The 15,110-nt window shown below is 70.6% G+C and carries 12 protein-coding genes; 8 read left to right on the top strand and 4 right to left on the bottom strand.

Translation table 11 applies throughout. The features are described 5' to 3' along the window. Nucleotides 1-4 precede the first annotated feature (4 nt). Together ACFU8W_RS07795 and ACFU8W_RS07790 are read left to right on the top strand one after the other, a co-directional pair. Nucleotides 5-988 (top strand): CapA family protein, encoded by a 984-nt coding sequence (locus ACFU8W_RS07795; protein WP_384033298.1) that lies wholly within the window; start codon nt 5-7, stop codon nt 986-988. Nucleotides 989-993: 5 nt separating this feature from the next. Continuing rightward, entirely contained in the window at nt 994-2,421 is a 1,428-nt protein-coding gene (locus ACFU8W_RS07790) for an RtcB family protein (RefSeq protein ID WP_384033295.1), read from the top strand. A 355-nt stretch (nt 2,422-2,776) separates the two neighbouring features. Here ACFU8W_RS07790 and ACFU8W_RS07785 read toward each other — a convergent pair whose 3' ends face one another. Then, nucleotides 2,777-4,252 carry an ATP-binding protein gene (locus tag ACFU8W_RS07785; protein WP_384033292.1) on the bottom strand — a complete coding sequence of 492 codons (1,476 nt, stop codon included), beginning with the start codon at nt 4,250-4,252 and terminating at the stop codon, nt 2,777-2,779. A gap of 612 nt (nt 4,253-4,864) precedes the next feature. On the opposite strand from ACFU8W_RS07785, the gene ACFU8W_RS07780 reads away from it, so the two are divergent. The 4 genes from ACFU8W_RS07780 to ACFU8W_RS07765 all read left to right on the top strand — a co-directional run bounded on the left by ACFU8W_RS07780 (nt 4,865) and on the right by ACFU8W_RS07765 (nt 8,454). Continuing rightward, nucleotides 4,865-6,217, top strand: coding sequence for a phosphoribosyltransferase family protein (locus ACFU8W_RS07780; RefSeq protein WP_384033289.1), 1,353 nt, complete (start codon nt 4,865-4,867; stop codon nt 6,215-6,217). Between the two features lie 251 nt (nt 6,218-6,468). After that, complete coding sequence (locus tag ACFU8W_RS07775) at nt 6,469-6,891, top strand: RlpA-like double-psi beta-barrel domain-containing protein (RefSeq protein WP_266986249.1); 423 nt, start codon at nt 6,469-6,471, stop codon at nt 6,889-6,891. An 11-nt stretch (nt 6,892-6,902) separates the two neighbouring features. Further along, nucleotides 6,903-7,517, top strand: coding sequence for a cell wall protein (locus tag ACFU8W_RS07770; RefSeq protein WP_345512906.1), 615 nt, complete (start codon nt 6,903-6,905; stop codon nt 7,515-7,517). 31 nt (nt 7,518-7,548) lie between these two features. Continuing rightward, nucleotides 7,549-8,454 carry a MauE/DoxX family redox-associated membrane protein gene (locus tag ACFU8W_RS07765; protein ID WP_384033285.1) on the top strand — a complete coding sequence of 302 codons (906 nt, stop codon included), beginning with the start codon at nt 7,549-7,551 and terminating at the stop codon, nt 8,452-8,454. Between the two features lie 273 nt (nt 8,455-8,727). Here the strand turns inward: ACFU8W_RS07765 and ACFU8W_RS07760 are convergent, their stop codons facing one another. Next, a complete protein-coding gene (locus tag ACFU8W_RS07760; RefSeq protein WP_384033282.1) occupies nt 8,728-10,878 on the bottom strand; it encodes a hypothetical protein in 2,151 nt (716 codons plus the stop codon). A 269-nt stretch (nt 10,879-11,147) separates the two neighbouring features. On the opposite strand from ACFU8W_RS07760, the gene ACFU8W_RS07755 reads away from it, so the two are divergent. Both ACFU8W_RS07755 and ACFU8W_RS07750 read left to right on the top strand, forming a co-directional pair. After that, nucleotides 11,148-11,843, top strand: coding sequence for a 2'-5' RNA ligase family protein (locus ACFU8W_RS07755; RefSeq protein WP_384033279.1), 696 nt, complete (start codon nt 11,148-11,150; stop codon nt 11,841-11,843). 365 nt (nt 11,844-12,208) lie between these two features. Then, nucleotides 12,209-12,856: a protein-L-isoaspartate(D-aspartate) O-methyltransferase gene (locus tag ACFU8W_RS07750; RefSeq protein WP_384033276.1), complete on the top strand. Its 648-nt coding sequence runs from the start codon at nt 12,209-12,211 to the stop codon at nt 12,854-12,856. A 52-nt stretch (nt 12,857-12,908) separates the two neighbouring features. Here the strand turns inward: ACFU8W_RS07750 and ACFU8W_RS07745 are convergent, their stop codons facing one another. Both ACFU8W_RS07745 and ctaD read right to left on the bottom strand, forming a co-directional pair. Continuing rightward, nucleotides 12,909-13,229, bottom strand: coding sequence for a hypothetical protein (locus ACFU8W_RS07745; RefSeq protein WP_384033273.1), 321 nt, complete (start codon nt 13,227-13,229; stop codon nt 12,909-12,911). 46 nt (nt 13,230-13,275) lie between these two features. Next, nucleotides 13,276-15,063: a cytochrome c oxidase subunit I gene (gene ctaD / locus ACFU8W_RS07740; RefSeq protein WP_384034262.1), complete on the bottom strand. Its 1,788-nt coding sequence runs from the start codon at nt 15,061-15,063 to the stop codon at nt 13,276-13,278. Nucleotides 15,064-15,110 lie beyond the last annotated feature (47 nt).

Genomic DNA, 15,110 nt, shown 5'->3' with positions numbered 1-15,110 from the left:
AATCATGGCGCTCACGGTGGCACTGGCCGGCGACACCATGCTCGGGCGCAGCGTCGCCGAGGAGCTGCGCCGCTCGCCGGAGCCGGAGACGCTCGTCTCCGCAGGGGTCAGGGAAGCGATCGCGGAGGCGGACCTGTTCGTGCTCAACCTGGAGTGCTGTGTCTCCGACCGCGGGCACCGCTGGCCCGACCCGTGGAAGGCCTTCTTCTTCCGTGCGCCCCCGGCCGCCGCGAAGGTGCTGGCCGAACTGGGGGTGAACTGCGTGACGCTCGCCAACAACCATGCTCTGGACTACGGGTTCGACGCCATGGCGGACACCCGCACCCTGCTGGCCGGGGCGGGCGTCCACGCGGTCGGCGCCGGGGCGAACGCAGGCGCGGCCCGGGAGTTCGCGGTGCTGGAGGCGGGCGGAGTGCGGCTGGCGGTGGTGGGCGTCACGGACCATCCGGAGGACTACGCGGCCGGGGAGAACAGTCCCGGTGTGGCCTGGGCCGATCTCGATGCGGGGGTGCCCGGCTGGCTGACGGAGTCGGTGGGCCGGGCCGCTGCGGCAGCGGATGTCGTACTGGTGACTCCGCACTGGGGTCCCAACATGACCTCCCGGCCGCCGCGCCGCGTCTCGGCCGCGGCGCCGGAGCTGCTGGCAGCGGGAGCGACGCTGGTCGCCGGGCACTCCGCCCATGTCTTCCACGGGATCGCCGACCGGATCCTCTACGACCTGGGTGACTTCGTCGACGACTACGCCGTCGACTCGGTCCTGCGCAACGACCTGGGGCTCCTCTTCCTGGTGACCCTGGACGGCCCGGATGCCGCACATCTGGTTCCCGCGCAGGTGGCGGCGGTGCCGCTGGCCCTGGACTACTGCCATACCCGCCTGGCGGTCGGCGAGGACCGGGAGTGGATCCGCGAGCGGCTGACCACCGCCTGCGCCGAGTTCGGCACCGCCGTCGCCGATCGGACCGGACGGCTGACGGTCGACTGGAGGTGAGGGACGTGGAGATCGCACTGGTGGAGAAGAACCAGTACCGCTTCCGGATCGAGCAGCGGGAGCCGATGCGCGTACCCGGGGTGGTGTTCGCCTCGCGGGCGCTGCTGCCGCAGGCGGCGGGGGACAAGGCGCTGGAGCAGGTGGCGAACGTGGCGACGCTGCCCGGCATCGTCCGCGCCTCCTTCGCCATGCCCGACGTCCACTGGGGCTACGGCTTCCCGATCGGTGGGGTGGCCGCCACCGATATCTCCCACGGCGGCGTCATCTCGCCCGGCGGCGTCGGGTTCGACATCTCCTGCGGCGTACGGCTGCTGGCCGCCGGCATCGACCGCGGGGCGCTCGACCACGACCGGATGCGGCGGCTGATGGACATCCTCGACAGCACCATCCCGCGCGGCATGGGGCGCGGCGGTCTGTGGAAGCTGTCGGGGGCCGGGGAGATGGACGACCTGCTGGTCGGCGGCGCTCGCTACGCGGTCGAGCGCGGCCACGGTGTGCCACGCGACCTCGCGCGCTGCGAGGACTACGGCGTCCTGGACGGCGCGGCCCCGGGGCAGGTGAGCAGGCGCGCCGTCGAGCGGGGCCTCCACCAGGTGGGAAGCCTCGGCTCGGGCAACCACTTCCTGGAGGTGCAGGCGGTCGACCAGGTCTACGACCCGGCCACCGCAGCGGCCTTCGGGCTACGGGTGGGCCAGGTGTGCGTCATGATCCACTGCGGTTCGCGCGGCCTGGGCCACCAGGTGTGCACCGACCACGTTCGCGTGATGGACCAGGAACTGCACCGGTACCGCATCCAGGTCCCGGATCGGCAGCTGGCCTGCACGCCGGTCGACTCGCCGCGGGGCCGCGCCTATCTGGGGGCGATGGCGGCGGCCGCCAACTACGGCCGGGCCAACCGCCAGCTGCTGTCCGAAGCCACCCGCCATGCCTTCGCGACCGCTGCGGACGTCGGTCTTGAGCTGGTCTATGACATCTCGCACAACACCGCGAAACTCGAGACCCACGAAGTGGACGGTGTGGCACGTTCACTGTGCGTCCACCGCAAGGGCGCCACGCGGGCACTGCCACCGGGTGACCCGGGCCTGCCCGAGGACCTCGTCCGGGTGGGTCAGCCGGTACTGGTCCCCGGGACGATGGGCACCGCCTCGTACGTGATGGTCGGCCTGCCCGGCAACGACGCCTTCCACTCCGCCTGCCACGGAGCCGGCCGGGTCTGGAGCCGCCACCACGCGCTGCGCATGGTCCGCGGGGAGCGGCTTCGCGGCGAGTTGGAGGCCCGGGGCATCGCCGTACGCCCCTCCTCGTGGCGTGGTCTCGCCGAGGAGACGCCGGAGGCGTACAAGGACGTCGACACGGTCGCCGCCGTCACCGAGGGCGCCGGACTCGCCCGGCTGATCGTCCGCCTGGTGCCACTGGGCGTCGTCAAGGGATGAGTCGGCGCGGAGCGGGAGAGATGGCCTCGGCGTCCCCGGAGGCCCCGGTCCGTGCGGGTCCACGACAAACGGCTGCTCGGCGCCGACCACGCGATCCCGCATGCCTGGTTCGCTGCCGAGCAGGCGGGCTCCTCGCCACGCAGCCGTCGCTGTCGGCCACGATGATCAAGGGCCTCTCCCCCGGTCAGAGCCTCTCCCCCACGGCGACGAGCACGTCCTCGACGCAGGCACCGGACCGTGCCGTTCAATCGACTGCGGCGGGGCGGCGAGCCCGTGAACGGCGCCTTCGCTCGTGCCGACCGGCCGCCGGTGGCGACATCCCGTCAGAGCACGGCGGGAAGCCGGACGCTTCCTCTCACTCTCCGTGGTAGAGCCGGTCGGGATCCACCAGGACCACCTCGCCTCGCGCCTCGGCCTCGCGCAGGTGCGAGCTGAACCCGACCGCGCTGTAGCAGGCCGGCTGAGCCCGACTCACGTCCTCGCCGCGGTCGGCGAGTTCGGCCAGGACCTGGAGCTGTTCGTGCAGGTGGTGCACATCCATCACCTCGTCCCAACACACCCTGCCGACCGAGAGCAGGACCCCGGCACGGCCGTGGACCTCGCCGCGGACCACCACATCGACGTCGACCGGCCGGTGCCCCTGGCCCCTTGGAAGCGACCCGGCGGAGGCGGTGACGGGCCGGGGGCCGAAGGTGTCCCGGCACGCGAACCCGGTCACCCAGTCCCGGCACACCTGGGCGAAATGCGGCCGGATCACGGCGGATTCGAAGACGGACCGTGCGGACTTCCAGACCTCTGCGGGGCCCTGCTGCCCCAGCGCGATGCGGTTGGGGCGTATGACGGCGTGGTCGAAGGCGAGCAGCGGCTCGGTGATGCGGTACCGGGTCACACCCGGCCGGAAGGCATCGGGTACGCCCTGGACGAGGCCGCAGTCATGCAGCACGGCGAGGAGGTGGGGCACCTCGGTGGCCGGGCGGTCCAGCCAGTCGGCGATCGCGCCGGGCGTCGAGCAGCCGTCGGCGATGGCGGCCAGGGTGGAGTGGCACAGGCCGCGGTCCCAGCCGTCGGGCTCCTGCTCGATGATGTGTCCAGCCTTCCACAACAGCGGAAGGCGGGGGTTGAGGACGGTCCGGCACACCCAGGCGTCGAAATCGTCGGGGCCGGCCGGGATGTCCTCGCCGGCCGGGTCGTACCGGAAGGCGGTGCTTGCGCCGACGACGGCGTGGACCTGGAGGGCGAGGCGCGGATCGTCGATGTTCCAGAGCCGCGCGCCCTGCCGGAAGTCCAGGGGAAGGATCTTCAGCTGAAGGTCTGCCGAGGTCGAGGCAGTGCCGAGCAGTCGGCGCATCATCGGCATGGCGCTGCCGCACAGCAGCAGCCTCACTCGGTTGGACCGGCCCGCCTCGCGCAGTCGGCGGCAGACGCTGTTGACGGCGGAGGGCAGGGCGGGGCTCTGCCGGACGAGCTCGGGGAAGCCGTCGATGACGACGGGCAGCGGACGCTCGCTCGCGAGAGTCGCGAAGGCGTCGAGCGCGTCCGCCCAGCAGCTCCAGCGGGTCGGACGGTTGGCACCGGTGTGACGGGCCAGCTGGTCGCCGAGCCGCCGGAGGGACTCCGCCTCCGCCACGTCCTGGGCTCCGAAGTAGAAGCCACCGGTCGCCGAGGTCAGTTGCTGGAGCAGGAAGCTCTTGCCCTGCCGACGGGGCCCGGTGACGATGGCGACCGCAGGCCCGGGCCGGGGATCGCGGGCGAAGGCGACGAGCGCGTCCCATTCGGCCTCACGGTCGAAGAGTTCCTTCGGCCGGACAGCAGTGGCGGTGGCGGATCGCACGGGTGAGTTGTCCCCTCGTTCGGCGATAGCCTTCAGACCCAGTAAACCTCCGGGGTGGCCGCCGCGCCTCTGAACGGCCCCGTCCGTCGACCGGCACCCCACCGAGGTATCGGCCGCATCATCCCTTCATCCGCATTCATGAGGTGCGGAGAAATGGGTCCCTGGCGCGCCGGGGCGGCGGTCATGGTGGGCTCCGGCGGTGAAGCGTTCGGCGCTCGCGCCTCTGCTGAACGCGAGTAGCGTGGGCCGTGAGGCAGGGCCGGCAAGAAGTCCGGCCGACATCGACGAGCGTGGGAGCTGCGGGCGGAGCCGCGAGGGCGGCCGTCCGGCACTGCCGGAGCAGTCGATGCGGTCGGCTGACATCGGACCGTTTCCGCACCGCTTGTGGTCGGTGGTGAACCGAAGAGACCGGCTCGACGGAAGACCGTGTCCCGGGCGGGCCGCATCCCGCACCGGCGAACGTGACTCCGACGGCCCGCAGGAGCCGCGAGCGTGCCGCATCGCCCACGAGGACCGACCGTGGTCGGCACGTTTCCCGCCCCGGGAATCCCGGGTGCAGGCGTCCGCGCGGGGTGTCACGGCCGGGTTCTGCCGCATCGAGGAGGCTGGACCATGCACTTCATCGACCGCCCTGACGCGGGGCGGCGACTGGCCGGGCAGCTGACACACCTCGCGGACGAGGACATCGTCGTCCTCGGCCTTCCCCGTGGTGGCGTGCTGGTGGCGGCGGAGGTCGCCGAGGCCCTCGGAGCGCCGTTGGACATCATCGTGGTGCGCAAGCTCGGCGTGCCCTTCCAGCCGGAGCTGGGCATGGGAGCCATCGGTGAGGACGGCGTGCGCGTCGTCAACGAGGAGGTGATGCGTGCGACGGGAACGGCCGAGGAGGAACTGGCCGCTGTGGAGGAGCGGGAGCGCGCGGAGCTGGACAGGCGTGCACGGCGCTACCGGGGCAGCCGGCGGCGTACCGGGGTCAGGGGCCGGACGGCGGTCGTCGTCGACGACGGCGTCGCCACCGGGTCGACCGCCCGGGCCGCCTGCCTGATCGCGCGCGGCCACGGAGCGGCCCGGGTGGTGCTCGCCGTCCCCGTGGCACCGGAGGGCTGGACCTCCAGGATGCAGGGCGCCGCCGATGAGCTGGTGTGCCTGTCCACCCCGGTCGGTTTCCTCGGGATCGGGCAGTTCTACGAGGACTTCGCGCAGACCACCGACTCCGAGGTCATCGCCTGCCTCGAACGGGCGGCAGACCGGCTGCCAGGGAGCGATCAGCTGGGCTCGGCCCCGCAGGATGCGGCACGATCCGCCACTCCGCCCGTTGCGGATCCGGAAGTCGTCGTGCACGCCGGACCGGTCCGGCTCGCCGGGCAGCTGGCTGTCCCCGAAGGGGCCACGGGCCTCGTGGTGTTCGCCCACGGCAGCGGCAGCAGCCGGCACAGCCCGCGCAACCGCTCCGTCGCGACCTCGCTGAACAAGGTCGGCCTGGCCACGCTGCTGTTCGACCTCCTCACGGCGCAGGAAGAACTGGACCGGGCCAACGTCTTCGACACGTCCCTGCTGGCCCGCCGTCTGACCGACACGACTCGTTGGCTGCTCGAACAGCCCGAGGTCCGGGGCCTCGCGGTGGGCTACTTCGGCGCCAGCACCGGCGCGGCCGCCGCGTTGTGGGCGGCGGCTGAGCCGGGCTCCCAGGTCGTGGCGGTCGTCTCCCGCGGCGGCAGGCCCGATCTGGCCGGGGCCCGCCTGCCGGCGGTGACCGCACCCACACTGCTCATCGTCGGAGGCGAGGACGAGGTGGTGCTGGACCTGAACCGCCAGGCCCGGGCACAGCTGCGCTGCGAGAGCCGGCTCGCCGTGGTCCCCGGTGCCACTCACCTGTTCGAGGAGCCTGGTGCTCTCGCCAAGGTGGCGGACCTGGCCACAGAGTGGTTCACCGGCCACCTGGCGCCTCGCGCAGAACCGGGAGGTTGAGCGTCGGCGCGGCGCGCGGCCACCGCCGCGCTCCGGCACAGCTGTGCACGCCTCCCGGGTCCCCTCGATCGAGGCATGCGGCGGTGTGGAACGAGGCCATCTATGCAACCCGGTTGTCTACGCGCATCATTGGGTTGCTTCGCTCGCACAACCATCCCCGGCCGCGGCGTGGGCATCCCCGCTTCACCTGTGCCTGTCCCCGGTCGACCCGCATCTTGTCATGCACTTGTCAATCTCTAGGGGGCAACACGATGGCTTGCGGATCCACCAGCCTGTGGGCCGGTGAAACCAGCTGGTTCTGCTGCGGCAACGCCTGGGGCCCATGCTCCAGCGCCGGCGGCGGCGCCTGCGGCAACTGCCAGTCCAGCGCCCACCACGGCGCGTGGCCCAACGCCTCACAGGCGTGCTGGAACATCACCCGGCCCGACCTCTGTGGCGAGAACATCCCCAGACGCGGCTGCGGTGCGGTGATGAAGGTGAAACACCAGTGCTCGGGCGCGACGGTGTGCATCACGATCACCGACTGCGGCCCACGCACCAAGGACTGGTGCGGAGAGGCGACGTGCTGCAACGGCACCTGTCGCACCAACCGCGTCCTCGACCTGACCCCGGCCGCCTTCTCGGCGATCGGCAACCTCAGCTCCGGCAAGCTGCCGGTCTACATCTACGAGTGAGGGGGACAGACATGACCGTACGACACGACCGGGCCGACGGGATGCGCCGTCGGCGCTTCCTCACCACTGCCGCCCTCGGCGGCGCGACCATCGTCGGCGCGACGGCGCTCGGCGGCCTCGATGCCGAGGCCGCCTTCGCCGCGGAGCCCTCGCTCGACCCCGCGATAGCCAGGTCCACCTTCGTGGAGGGCCGCATCACAGGCATCACCGGCAGCGTCCTGGAGGTGGCGGGCTCCCAGGGCGGCCACTCCCGGGTGCAGATGACCAACGTCACCAGCGTGTGGAAGGTGCGCGCCACCACGGCCGAGGTGATCGAGGTCGGCGACGGACTCTACGCGCGCGGCGTCAAGATGCCCGACGGCACCGTGGCCGCCGACGCGGTGTGGGTGAACATCGTGAACCTGGACACGCAGATCCGCGGCATCGCGAAGAACCGTTTGCACCTCGCCCACGGGCAGCACGAACTGGTCGGTCACGTCGCCCCGGACGCCAGCGCCTCCTACGCGGGCCGCGCACTGACGTCCGACCTGTCCCGGCTGCGTATCGGGCAGAGCGCCCAGGTGCTCGGTGCCTGGCGGCCGTCCGACAACTCCGTGGACGTCGTCCGCATCTCCGTCGGGCACTGATGCGGGACCGAGGACACAGAGAGAGGAAGAGATGCTGTCACTGACAACGGGCCTCGCCCCACTGGTCCTCGCGGGCCTGCTCGGGTGGACCGGAGCGGTCAAGGTGTTCAGCCGGGGCACCGCGCAACAGGCGCCGAAGACGGCGCTGGCCCGGATGCTGCGCAGCAGTGAGCGGGCCACGACGGTGCTGCGCGCGACCGGCACAGGTGAACTCCTGATCGCCGCAGGTCTGCTGGTGATTCCGGCGAACCCGGTGCCGGGGGCCGCCGCCGCGGTCCTCGGGGCGGGGTTCCTCGCCTATCTCGGCTACGGCCGGACCATGGCACCGGAGTCCTCCTGCGGCTGCTCGGCACGCGAGGACACCCCCATCACCTGGCGGGCGTTCGCACGGGCGGCGGTCGTGCTCATCGGCGGGGCCACGGTGGCGGTGGCGCAGGACACCTGGTGGCCGGCGGTCTCCGAGCGGACTGCCGGTGCCCTTGTCCTCCTGACCGGGACGGCGGCGGTGCTGGTCGCTCTCTCGGCCGACCTCGACCGGTGGTGGCTGCTGCCACTGCGCCGGACGAGGCTGCGTGTCTTCGGGCACCCGCTCCTCGGCACCGCCGCCGGGAACCACCAGGTGCCGGTCGCGGCGAGCGTCGAGCTCCTGGAGAACTCCCTTGCCTGGCAGGCCGCCGCGCCAGTGGTCCGGTCCGCCCTGCTGGACCACTGGGAGGACGACGGCTGGCGCATTCTCCAGTACTCGGGTGTGTACGGGGACGGGGAGAACGCGCGTCCGGTCGCGGTGGTGTTCGCACTCGATGCCACGGCCGGCCGCGACACCGGCGACGACCCGGTCGTCCGTGTCGGCTACGTCGACGCGGACAGCGGGGAGGCGGTGGCCGTGGACGAACTGGGCGCGGTGCCGTCGCGCAAGAGCCTGCCGATGGCGGGCTGACACCTCGGACGGACACCTCGGCGCCCCACGGTCCTGAGAGGGGCACGACAGGACCGGACCCGCGACAGCCGCGGATCCGGCCCTCTGCTCCATACCTGCCGGGCACCGTAGCGGGACGACCGTACGAGCGGCAGACGAGCCGGGCTGTATGCCGGGGCAACCGGCACGTTCGCCGGGAGATCTTCTCCGTTACCACTCGGCGCCGCACGGTGACGGACTCGAGGTACGGGCGGCTGACTCACCGCTGTCATGCGATCGCCCGGCGCCACGTCCTCAGCGGCGCCGCTTGCCGCCCCGTCTGCCGTTCCTTCGGTGGCCGCGCTGCCGAGCAAGGGCGACGTGGGCCCTGCGCTCCCGGGACACACGCTCGGCGAGGGCCTGAAGGTTCGTGAGGCCCTCCCGGTCCGGGTGACCGGAGGCCAGAGCCGCCCGGAGGGCCTCCTCGGCCTCACGGCCCTGTTGGTGCAGTACCTCTCTCATCCCGTCGGCGCCGGTCGCCTCACAGAGCTGCAACAGGCTTTCAGCGACCATGAGCAGACTTTCCGGCTCCGTCAGGTCCTCGGGGGAGAGAATCTCCCGACGGGCCAGGAGGCTCAGCGCGGTGGGAGCCAGCGATGGGTCCGAACGGAGACTTCGCAGCAGCCGCTCCCCGTCGTCGAGCGAGGAGACGAGGACGTCCAGCATGGCCTCGGCCCGGGTACGGAACGGCATGGTCCGCACCGTGTGGACGAGCTGCTCCAGCGCTGCGGGCCGGGCGCCGTGAACGGCGATCCACCCGGCGAGCTCCGCCCGGGCGGACTCGGGATCGTAGTCGTCGGCGAGGACGCCCAGCAGGCCGGCCGCCGGGGCCTGGGCAAGCTCACCGATCAGCGGCGCGTCCCGGCCTTCGGCCAGCAGCCGACGACGCACGGAGTCCGTTCCGAGGTCGGTGAGACGGATCAACTCAACAGGACCGGCGCTCAGTTCGGACTTCAGCCTCAGGGCCCGCCGGGTGGCCTCCTGGTCCAACAGGGCGCCGTCCAACAGGGCGTCATCCGGCAGGGCCTTGCCCGACGGTCCGACACGTCCGGTCGACATCCCGGGCAGCACGCCGGGCGACGTCTCGAGGTCGTCATCGTCCTCGGCCGGTATTCCGGCCCATCCCTCGATGTCGTTCTCGCTCATCGCCAGATCCGCGAAGACAGGATCGGCCACCCCCCGGTGGCACTCGATCGCCCCCAGGCTCTCCAACACCCCCAGCACCGTGCGCAGATCGTCGTCGGCCTGTTCGAACGTGGCAAAGGCGCCGAGCAGCGAACGTGAGCGGTGGGCGAGGTGGGCGGTGTCCCGCAACGCGGGCCAGGGCATGGGGTACGGCAGGCTGTAGAGGGTTGCCAGTACGTCGGGCAGGATGACGTCGTACACGTCGTAGGCGTCGTACGCGTCGAACGGCACGGATTTTCTGTACCTGCCGCCGCGCGCGCCCCGCACCGGGCCGCGCAGCTCGCGGAACGCGTCGAAGGCGCGCCGCCACAGTCCGAGCGGGTCGTTCAGCACGGGCTCCGCCTTGGCCACCGCGTACAGCTTCCCCTTGGCGACTCGTATCAGCCTTGCTGTCTTCGCCCACTCCACAAGGAGGTTGAGGCGCGGCAGATCCGCGGACGAGCGGACCGAGTCGGTGCTGTCTCCGGTGTCCAGCCGCTCCACGAGCCCCCGCGCATCGGACAGCCGCAGCCTGCCGGAGCCGGTGAGCGCCCGGCCCTCGCGCCCCGCCCATTCGGCAAGGCCGCGCAGCTGCCGCAGGACCGGTGACCGGTCGGCCTGCTCCCGCAGGACGTCGTCGCCCGGAAGCGCGATCGGGAGCTGCGGCTCGGACCGTACGGGCCCGGACGTGCGCAACTGCCGCTCGACGATCGCCTGAAGCACCTCGGGGTCGTAGGGCACCTCTTCGCGCTGTGCCCGCCCCACGAAGTCCTGCAACGCATGCTCGTCGCGGACGTCGAAGCCCTGCTCCGCGGCGGTGGTGATCCAGAACTTCGCCATGCCCCAGCGGCTGCGGTCGGCCATCGCCTCCGCGTGGCGCGGCGCTGCCGCGTCGACGGCCTCCAGCCCCTCGGGCAGGGACGCTCCTCGGGGATCCGCGAGGTGGACGGCATCCAGATACCGCAGCAGGGCCCGCAGGGTGCCCGGCACATCGGCGGGCTCCTCGTCGGGAAGTACGGTCACCGACCGTGGAACCCAGTCGAGCAGGAACTCCTCGATGTGCCGCTGGTCCCATAGTCCGAGCCTGCCGTCCGGCGTACCGATATGGCGGTACTCCAGCGCGGCTTCGACGACGAACGGATCGGCGTCGATCCCGTTCTCCCGGGCCCACCGGTCGAACCGGTGGACAAGAAGATCACAGGCCGCCGCGTACTCGTTCTCCTCCGCGGGATTGAAGATCATCCGCATGATTTCCCGCTCTTGCCTTTCGCAGGGCTCCGTCTCCGCTGCCCACGCTACCGGCCGTGGGGGCAGGCCGGGCCCGGAGCCGACAAGGCACCGGGAAGGAAAAGACAGCCGAGTACGGACGACGGGTACGCAAGCCGAGTACGGCACCCTTCGGGACCGCCCGCGCGTCGGCGCAGCGTGAGCCTGCGGCGACGGCATCGGAAGGACAGGATGCACGGCACCCTGGAAGGAAGAGAAGGTGTGAGGGCGGGGAAGGAGGCGTGATGCGGACCAGCGACCAGATCTGTCACCGGGACCCGCGCCGCCTGCGGGCGCCGGGCTCCGGCGGGAGCGAGCCCGTCGCCGTCCTCGACGTGTACCCGACCGCCCGCACGGCAGTGGCCTGGATCCCGCCTTCGGAACTGTGGCCGCCGATCCAGGACATCCGCCGGGACTACGATCCGCAGATCCACCGATGGCCGCCGCACGTCAATCTGCTCTTCGGCTTCGTGCCTGAGTCCCACTTCGAGCGGGCGGCGTCGCTGCTCGCTGCGGCAGCGGCCGAGACGCCGGTCTTCACGGCCAGGCTGGACGGGGTGCGCAGCTTCCGGCACCGGGCGTACTCCACCGTGTGGCTCGATCCGGCGGCGTCCGGCGCGGCACCGCGGGAGTGCCTGTACCGCACATTGCAGCAGCGGTTCCCGCACTGTCGTGGGCGTGGGAAGACCTTCACCCCGCATCTGTCCCTGGGCCGGACCCGGGAACCGCGGCGGGTCGCCGCGGACTGCACCGCCCGGCTCGACGCCATGACAGCGACGCTCCGGGAGTTCGTCCTGCTCTCGCGCAGGGGTGACGGGCCGATGCGGCCGCGGGCCACGGTCGCTCTGGGCACGGGCGAGGTGTGTTGGCTGCCCGAGCCGGGCTCCGGTGCGCCGGGCGCGGAGGACGCGGCCTGGCTCTCCGAGATCACCGGGAGGTGATGCACGAGCAGTTCGGCAGCGGGCAGGGCGATGTGCCACCCGGTAGCCAACCGGTTGGGGGCCCAGCCGTGTGATCCCTGCGCACGGACGCATCCATGCATCGGGCCCGTGGAAGATGAGTCGGTGGGTCGGTGAGTCGGAAGCAGCCTTTCGAGCGGGAGCCGGGCCGAGTGCGGGCCGCATGCGAGCCACAGGCCCGCAGTCCATCAAGGAGTGAACGTTCGTGACAGTGTGCCTCCGCAACGACGACTGTCGGAGCCACCCTCCCGGCTACGGTCTGCAGGCTGAGGGGCAGTTCTTCTGCTGTGCGCACTGCGCCCACCGGCAGAGGTTCGCGCAGCCGGTCGATCACACCTGAGCACCCGATGCGCTCGCGAGATTCCGCCCGTACTCCTGATGATCTCGTACAGGCCCTTCGTGCGGCCGGGATCGGTGATGAGCGCCTGCTCCAGGCTGTGCGTACGACGCCGCGAGAGCAGTTCGTCCCCAGCAACCGTGCGGCGGCCGCTTACGACGACGTACCGGTGCCGATCGGCTACCAGCAGGTGACCACGCAGCCCTCGCTGTCGGCCATGATGATCGAGAGCCTCGGCCTGGACGGGGACGAGCATGTACTGGAGGTCGGTACGGGACTCGGCTTCCAGACCGCGCTGCTCGCCCGGCTGACGGCCGACGTGGTGAGCATCGAGATGTGGCCGGACATCGCCGCTCAGGCCCGGCGCAATCTGGCCGGCCAGGACATCCGGAACGTGGAACTACGGATCGGGGACGGCAGCGGCGGCGTGCCGGACCTCGCTCCTTATGACGCCATCCTCGTGTCCGCCGCGTTCCCCGAGGTCCCCGTGCCACTGATTGAGCAGTTGCGGCTCGGCGGCCGTCTGGTACAGCCCATCGGGCCGGGAGGGGACGAGGAGGTCATCTCCTTCCGGCGCGCCTCCTCGGGGCTGGTCACCGTGCGACTGCTGACGGCGGCCCGTTTCGTGCGTCTGCGGGGACGGTACGGCTTTCCCTAGACAGACCGCCAGACCGCCGCCGCCGGTATCGGGAAGGACGCGAACGCGTTGGTCAACGGAGGAGCGCGGCCCAGCGGGCCTCCTCTTCACGCTGCTCCTGGCCGCGACTCAGCCGCGCGCGGAAGGCCAGGGACACCGTGGTGACGGTGCCCGCGACCGCCACCAGTGCGACCGCGGACAGGGTGACCGGCGTGAGCAGCAGGAGCATCGTGAGGGCCGCCGATCCCCACCCGGCCAGTACAGCGGCCGCGACCAGTCGGCGGGAGCGCGGCCGGTCCTGCCCGGCACGCAGGTCGATGCAGGCGGGCAGGTACCAGACGTTGCCCGATACGCAGAGGACGGCGACGCCGAGCGCCAGAACACCATGGGACATCGGACAGCACTCTCCTCAGGAGCGGGGCTTGCGGTGGTGGACGAGGTCAGTGCGGTACGGCGGGGTCGAGCGCGGCAATCTCCGGATGGTGCAGATCGAAGGCCGGGGACTCGCTGCGGATTCGGGGCAGGGCGGTGAAGTTGTGCCGGGGAGGAGGACACGACGTGGCCCATTCCAGGGAGCGGCCATAACCCCAGGGGTCGTCGACGGTTACCTTCTTGCCGTACTGAGCGGTCTTCCAGATGTTGTAGAAGAAGGGGAGGAACGACAGCCCGAGCAGGAATGAGCCGATAGTGGAAAGGGTGTTGAGGGCGGTGAAACCGTCGGCTGCGAGATAGTCCGCGTATCGGCGGGGCATTCCCTCCACACCGAGCCAGTGCTGCACCAGGAACGTGAGATGGAAGCCGACCGTCAGCACCCAGAAGGTGATCTTCCCCAGGCGCTCGTCGAGCATCTTGCCGGTGAACTTCGGCCACCAGAAGTGGAATCCGGCGAACATCGCGTAGACGACCGTACCGAAGAGTGTGTAGTGGAAGTGGGCGACCACGAAGTACGAGTCGGAGACGTGGAAGTCCAGTGGTGGTGAGGCCAGGATGACTCCGGTCAGTCCACCGAAGACGAAGGTGATCAGAAATCCGGTGGCCCACAGCATCGGCGTCTCGAAAGACAGCGACCCCTTCCACATCGTGCCGATCCAGTTGAAGAACTTCACTCCGGTCGGTACGGCGATCAGGAAGGTCATGAAGGAGAAGAAGGGCAGCAGTACACCACCGGTGACATACATGTGGTGGGCCCAGACGGTGACGGACAACCCGGCAATGGCTATCGTCGCGGAAATGAGACCGATATAGCCGAACATCGGCTTTCGGGAGAATACCGGAATGATCTCGGAGACGATGCCGAAGAACGGCAGAGCCAACACATAGACCTCCGGGTGCCCGAAGAACCAGAACAGGTGCTGCCACAGAAGCGCACCCCCGTTGGCGGCGTCGAAGATGTGCGAGCCGAACTTCCGGTCCATCTCCAGCGCGAGAAGTGCTGCGGCGAGGACCGGGAAGACCAGGAGGATGAGTACGGCGGTCAGCAGTACGTTCCAGGTGAAGATCGACATCCGGAACATGGTCATTCCCGGGGCACGCATGCAGATGATGGTGGTGATGAAGTTCACCGCTCCGAGAATGGACCCGAAGCCGGACAGCGCCACGCCCATGATCCACATATCGGCGCCGACGCCCGGCGAGTGAACGGCGTCGGACAGCGGGGCATAGGCGAACCAGCCGAAATCGGCGGCTCCTTGAGGAGTGAGAAACCCTCCCGCGGCGATCAGTGAACCGAAGAGGAACAACCAGTAGGCCAGCATGTTCAGCCGCGGAAAGGCCACATCGGGTGCGCCTATCTGGAGCGGCATGAGCCAGTTGGCGAATCCCGTGAACAGCGGCATGGCGAACAGCAGCAGCATCACCGAGCCATGCATCGTGAATGCCTGGTTGAACTGCTCGTTGGACATGATCTGCGTCCCGGGACGCGCGAGTTCGGCGCGCATCACCAGCGCCATCGCCCCACCGATCAGGAAGAAGGCGAACGCGGTGACGAGATACAGCGTGCCGATCTGCTTGTGGTCGGTCGTCGTGAGCCACGAGACGACGATCCGGCCGCGCGAGGAACGGCCCGGCAGATCGGTGCCGGGCCGAGTCGTGCCCGCCCGAGCGGGCCGGCGAACGGCCGGGGTGCCCGCCGCGTCGACGGTGCTGGCCCGCGCGCCGGCGGGGTCGGCCCTGGGGCCGGGGGGCTTGGGGCCATATGCAGGGGCGGCCTGCTTGCCCTGCGATTCCATTGCGTCCACCGGACCGTGTCCTCCAGCTCTGGCAGTTCTCCGAACGC

The sequence above is a fragment of the Streptomyces sp. NPDC057565 genome, from assembly GCF_042801455.1.
GTDB classification, from domain to species: Bacteria; Actinomycetota; Actinomycetes; order Streptomycetales; family Streptomycetaceae; genus Streptomyces; species Streptomyces yanii.
The sequence above is the reverse complement of the archived record's forward strand: the minus strand, read 5'-3'. Positions and strand labels throughout refer to the sequence as shown.

Excerpts from the sequence above, each read along its gene's own strand:
- ACFU8W_RS07750 (WP_384033276.1), top strand. The coding sequence starts at position 12,209 with ATGCGCTCGCGAGATTCCGCCCGTACTCCTGATGATCTCGTACAGGCC.
- ACFU8W_RS07755 (WP_384033279.1), top strand. The coding sequence starts at position 11,148 with ATGCGGACCAGCGACCAGATCTGTCACCGGGACCCGCGCCGCCTGCGG.
- ACFU8W_RS07795 (WP_384033298.1), top strand. The coding sequence starts at position 5 with ATGGCGCTCACGGTGGCACTGGCCGGCGACACCATGCTCGGGCGCAGC.
- ACFU8W_RS07765 (WP_384033285.1), top strand. The coding sequence starts at position 7,549 with ATGCTGTCACTGACAACGGGCCTCGCCCCACTGGTCCTCGCGGGCCTG.
- ACFU8W_RS07760 (WP_384033282.1), bottom strand. The coding sequence starts at position 10,878 with ATGATCTTCAATCCCGCGGAGGAGAACGAGTACGCGGCGGCCTGTGAT.
- ctaD (WP_384034262.1), bottom strand. The coding sequence starts at position 15,063 with ATGGAATCGCAGGGCAAGCAGGCCGCCCCTGCATATGGCCCCAAGCCC.
- ACFU8W_RS07780 (WP_384033289.1), top strand. The coding sequence starts at position 4,865 with ATGCACTTCATCGACCGCCCTGACGCGGGGCGGCGACTGGCCGGGCAG.
- ACFU8W_RS07775 (WP_266986249.1), top strand. The coding sequence starts at position 6,469 with ATGGCTTGCGGATCCACCAGCCTGTGGGCCGGTGAAACCAGCTGGTTC.
- ACFU8W_RS07770 (WP_345512906.1), top strand. The coding sequence starts at position 6,903 with ATGACCGTACGACACGACCGGGCCGACGGGATGCGCCGTCGGCGCTTC.
- ACFU8W_RS07745 (WP_384033273.1), bottom strand. The coding sequence starts at position 13,229 with ATGTCCCATGGTGTTCTGGCGCTCGGCGTCGCCGTCCTCTGCGTATCG.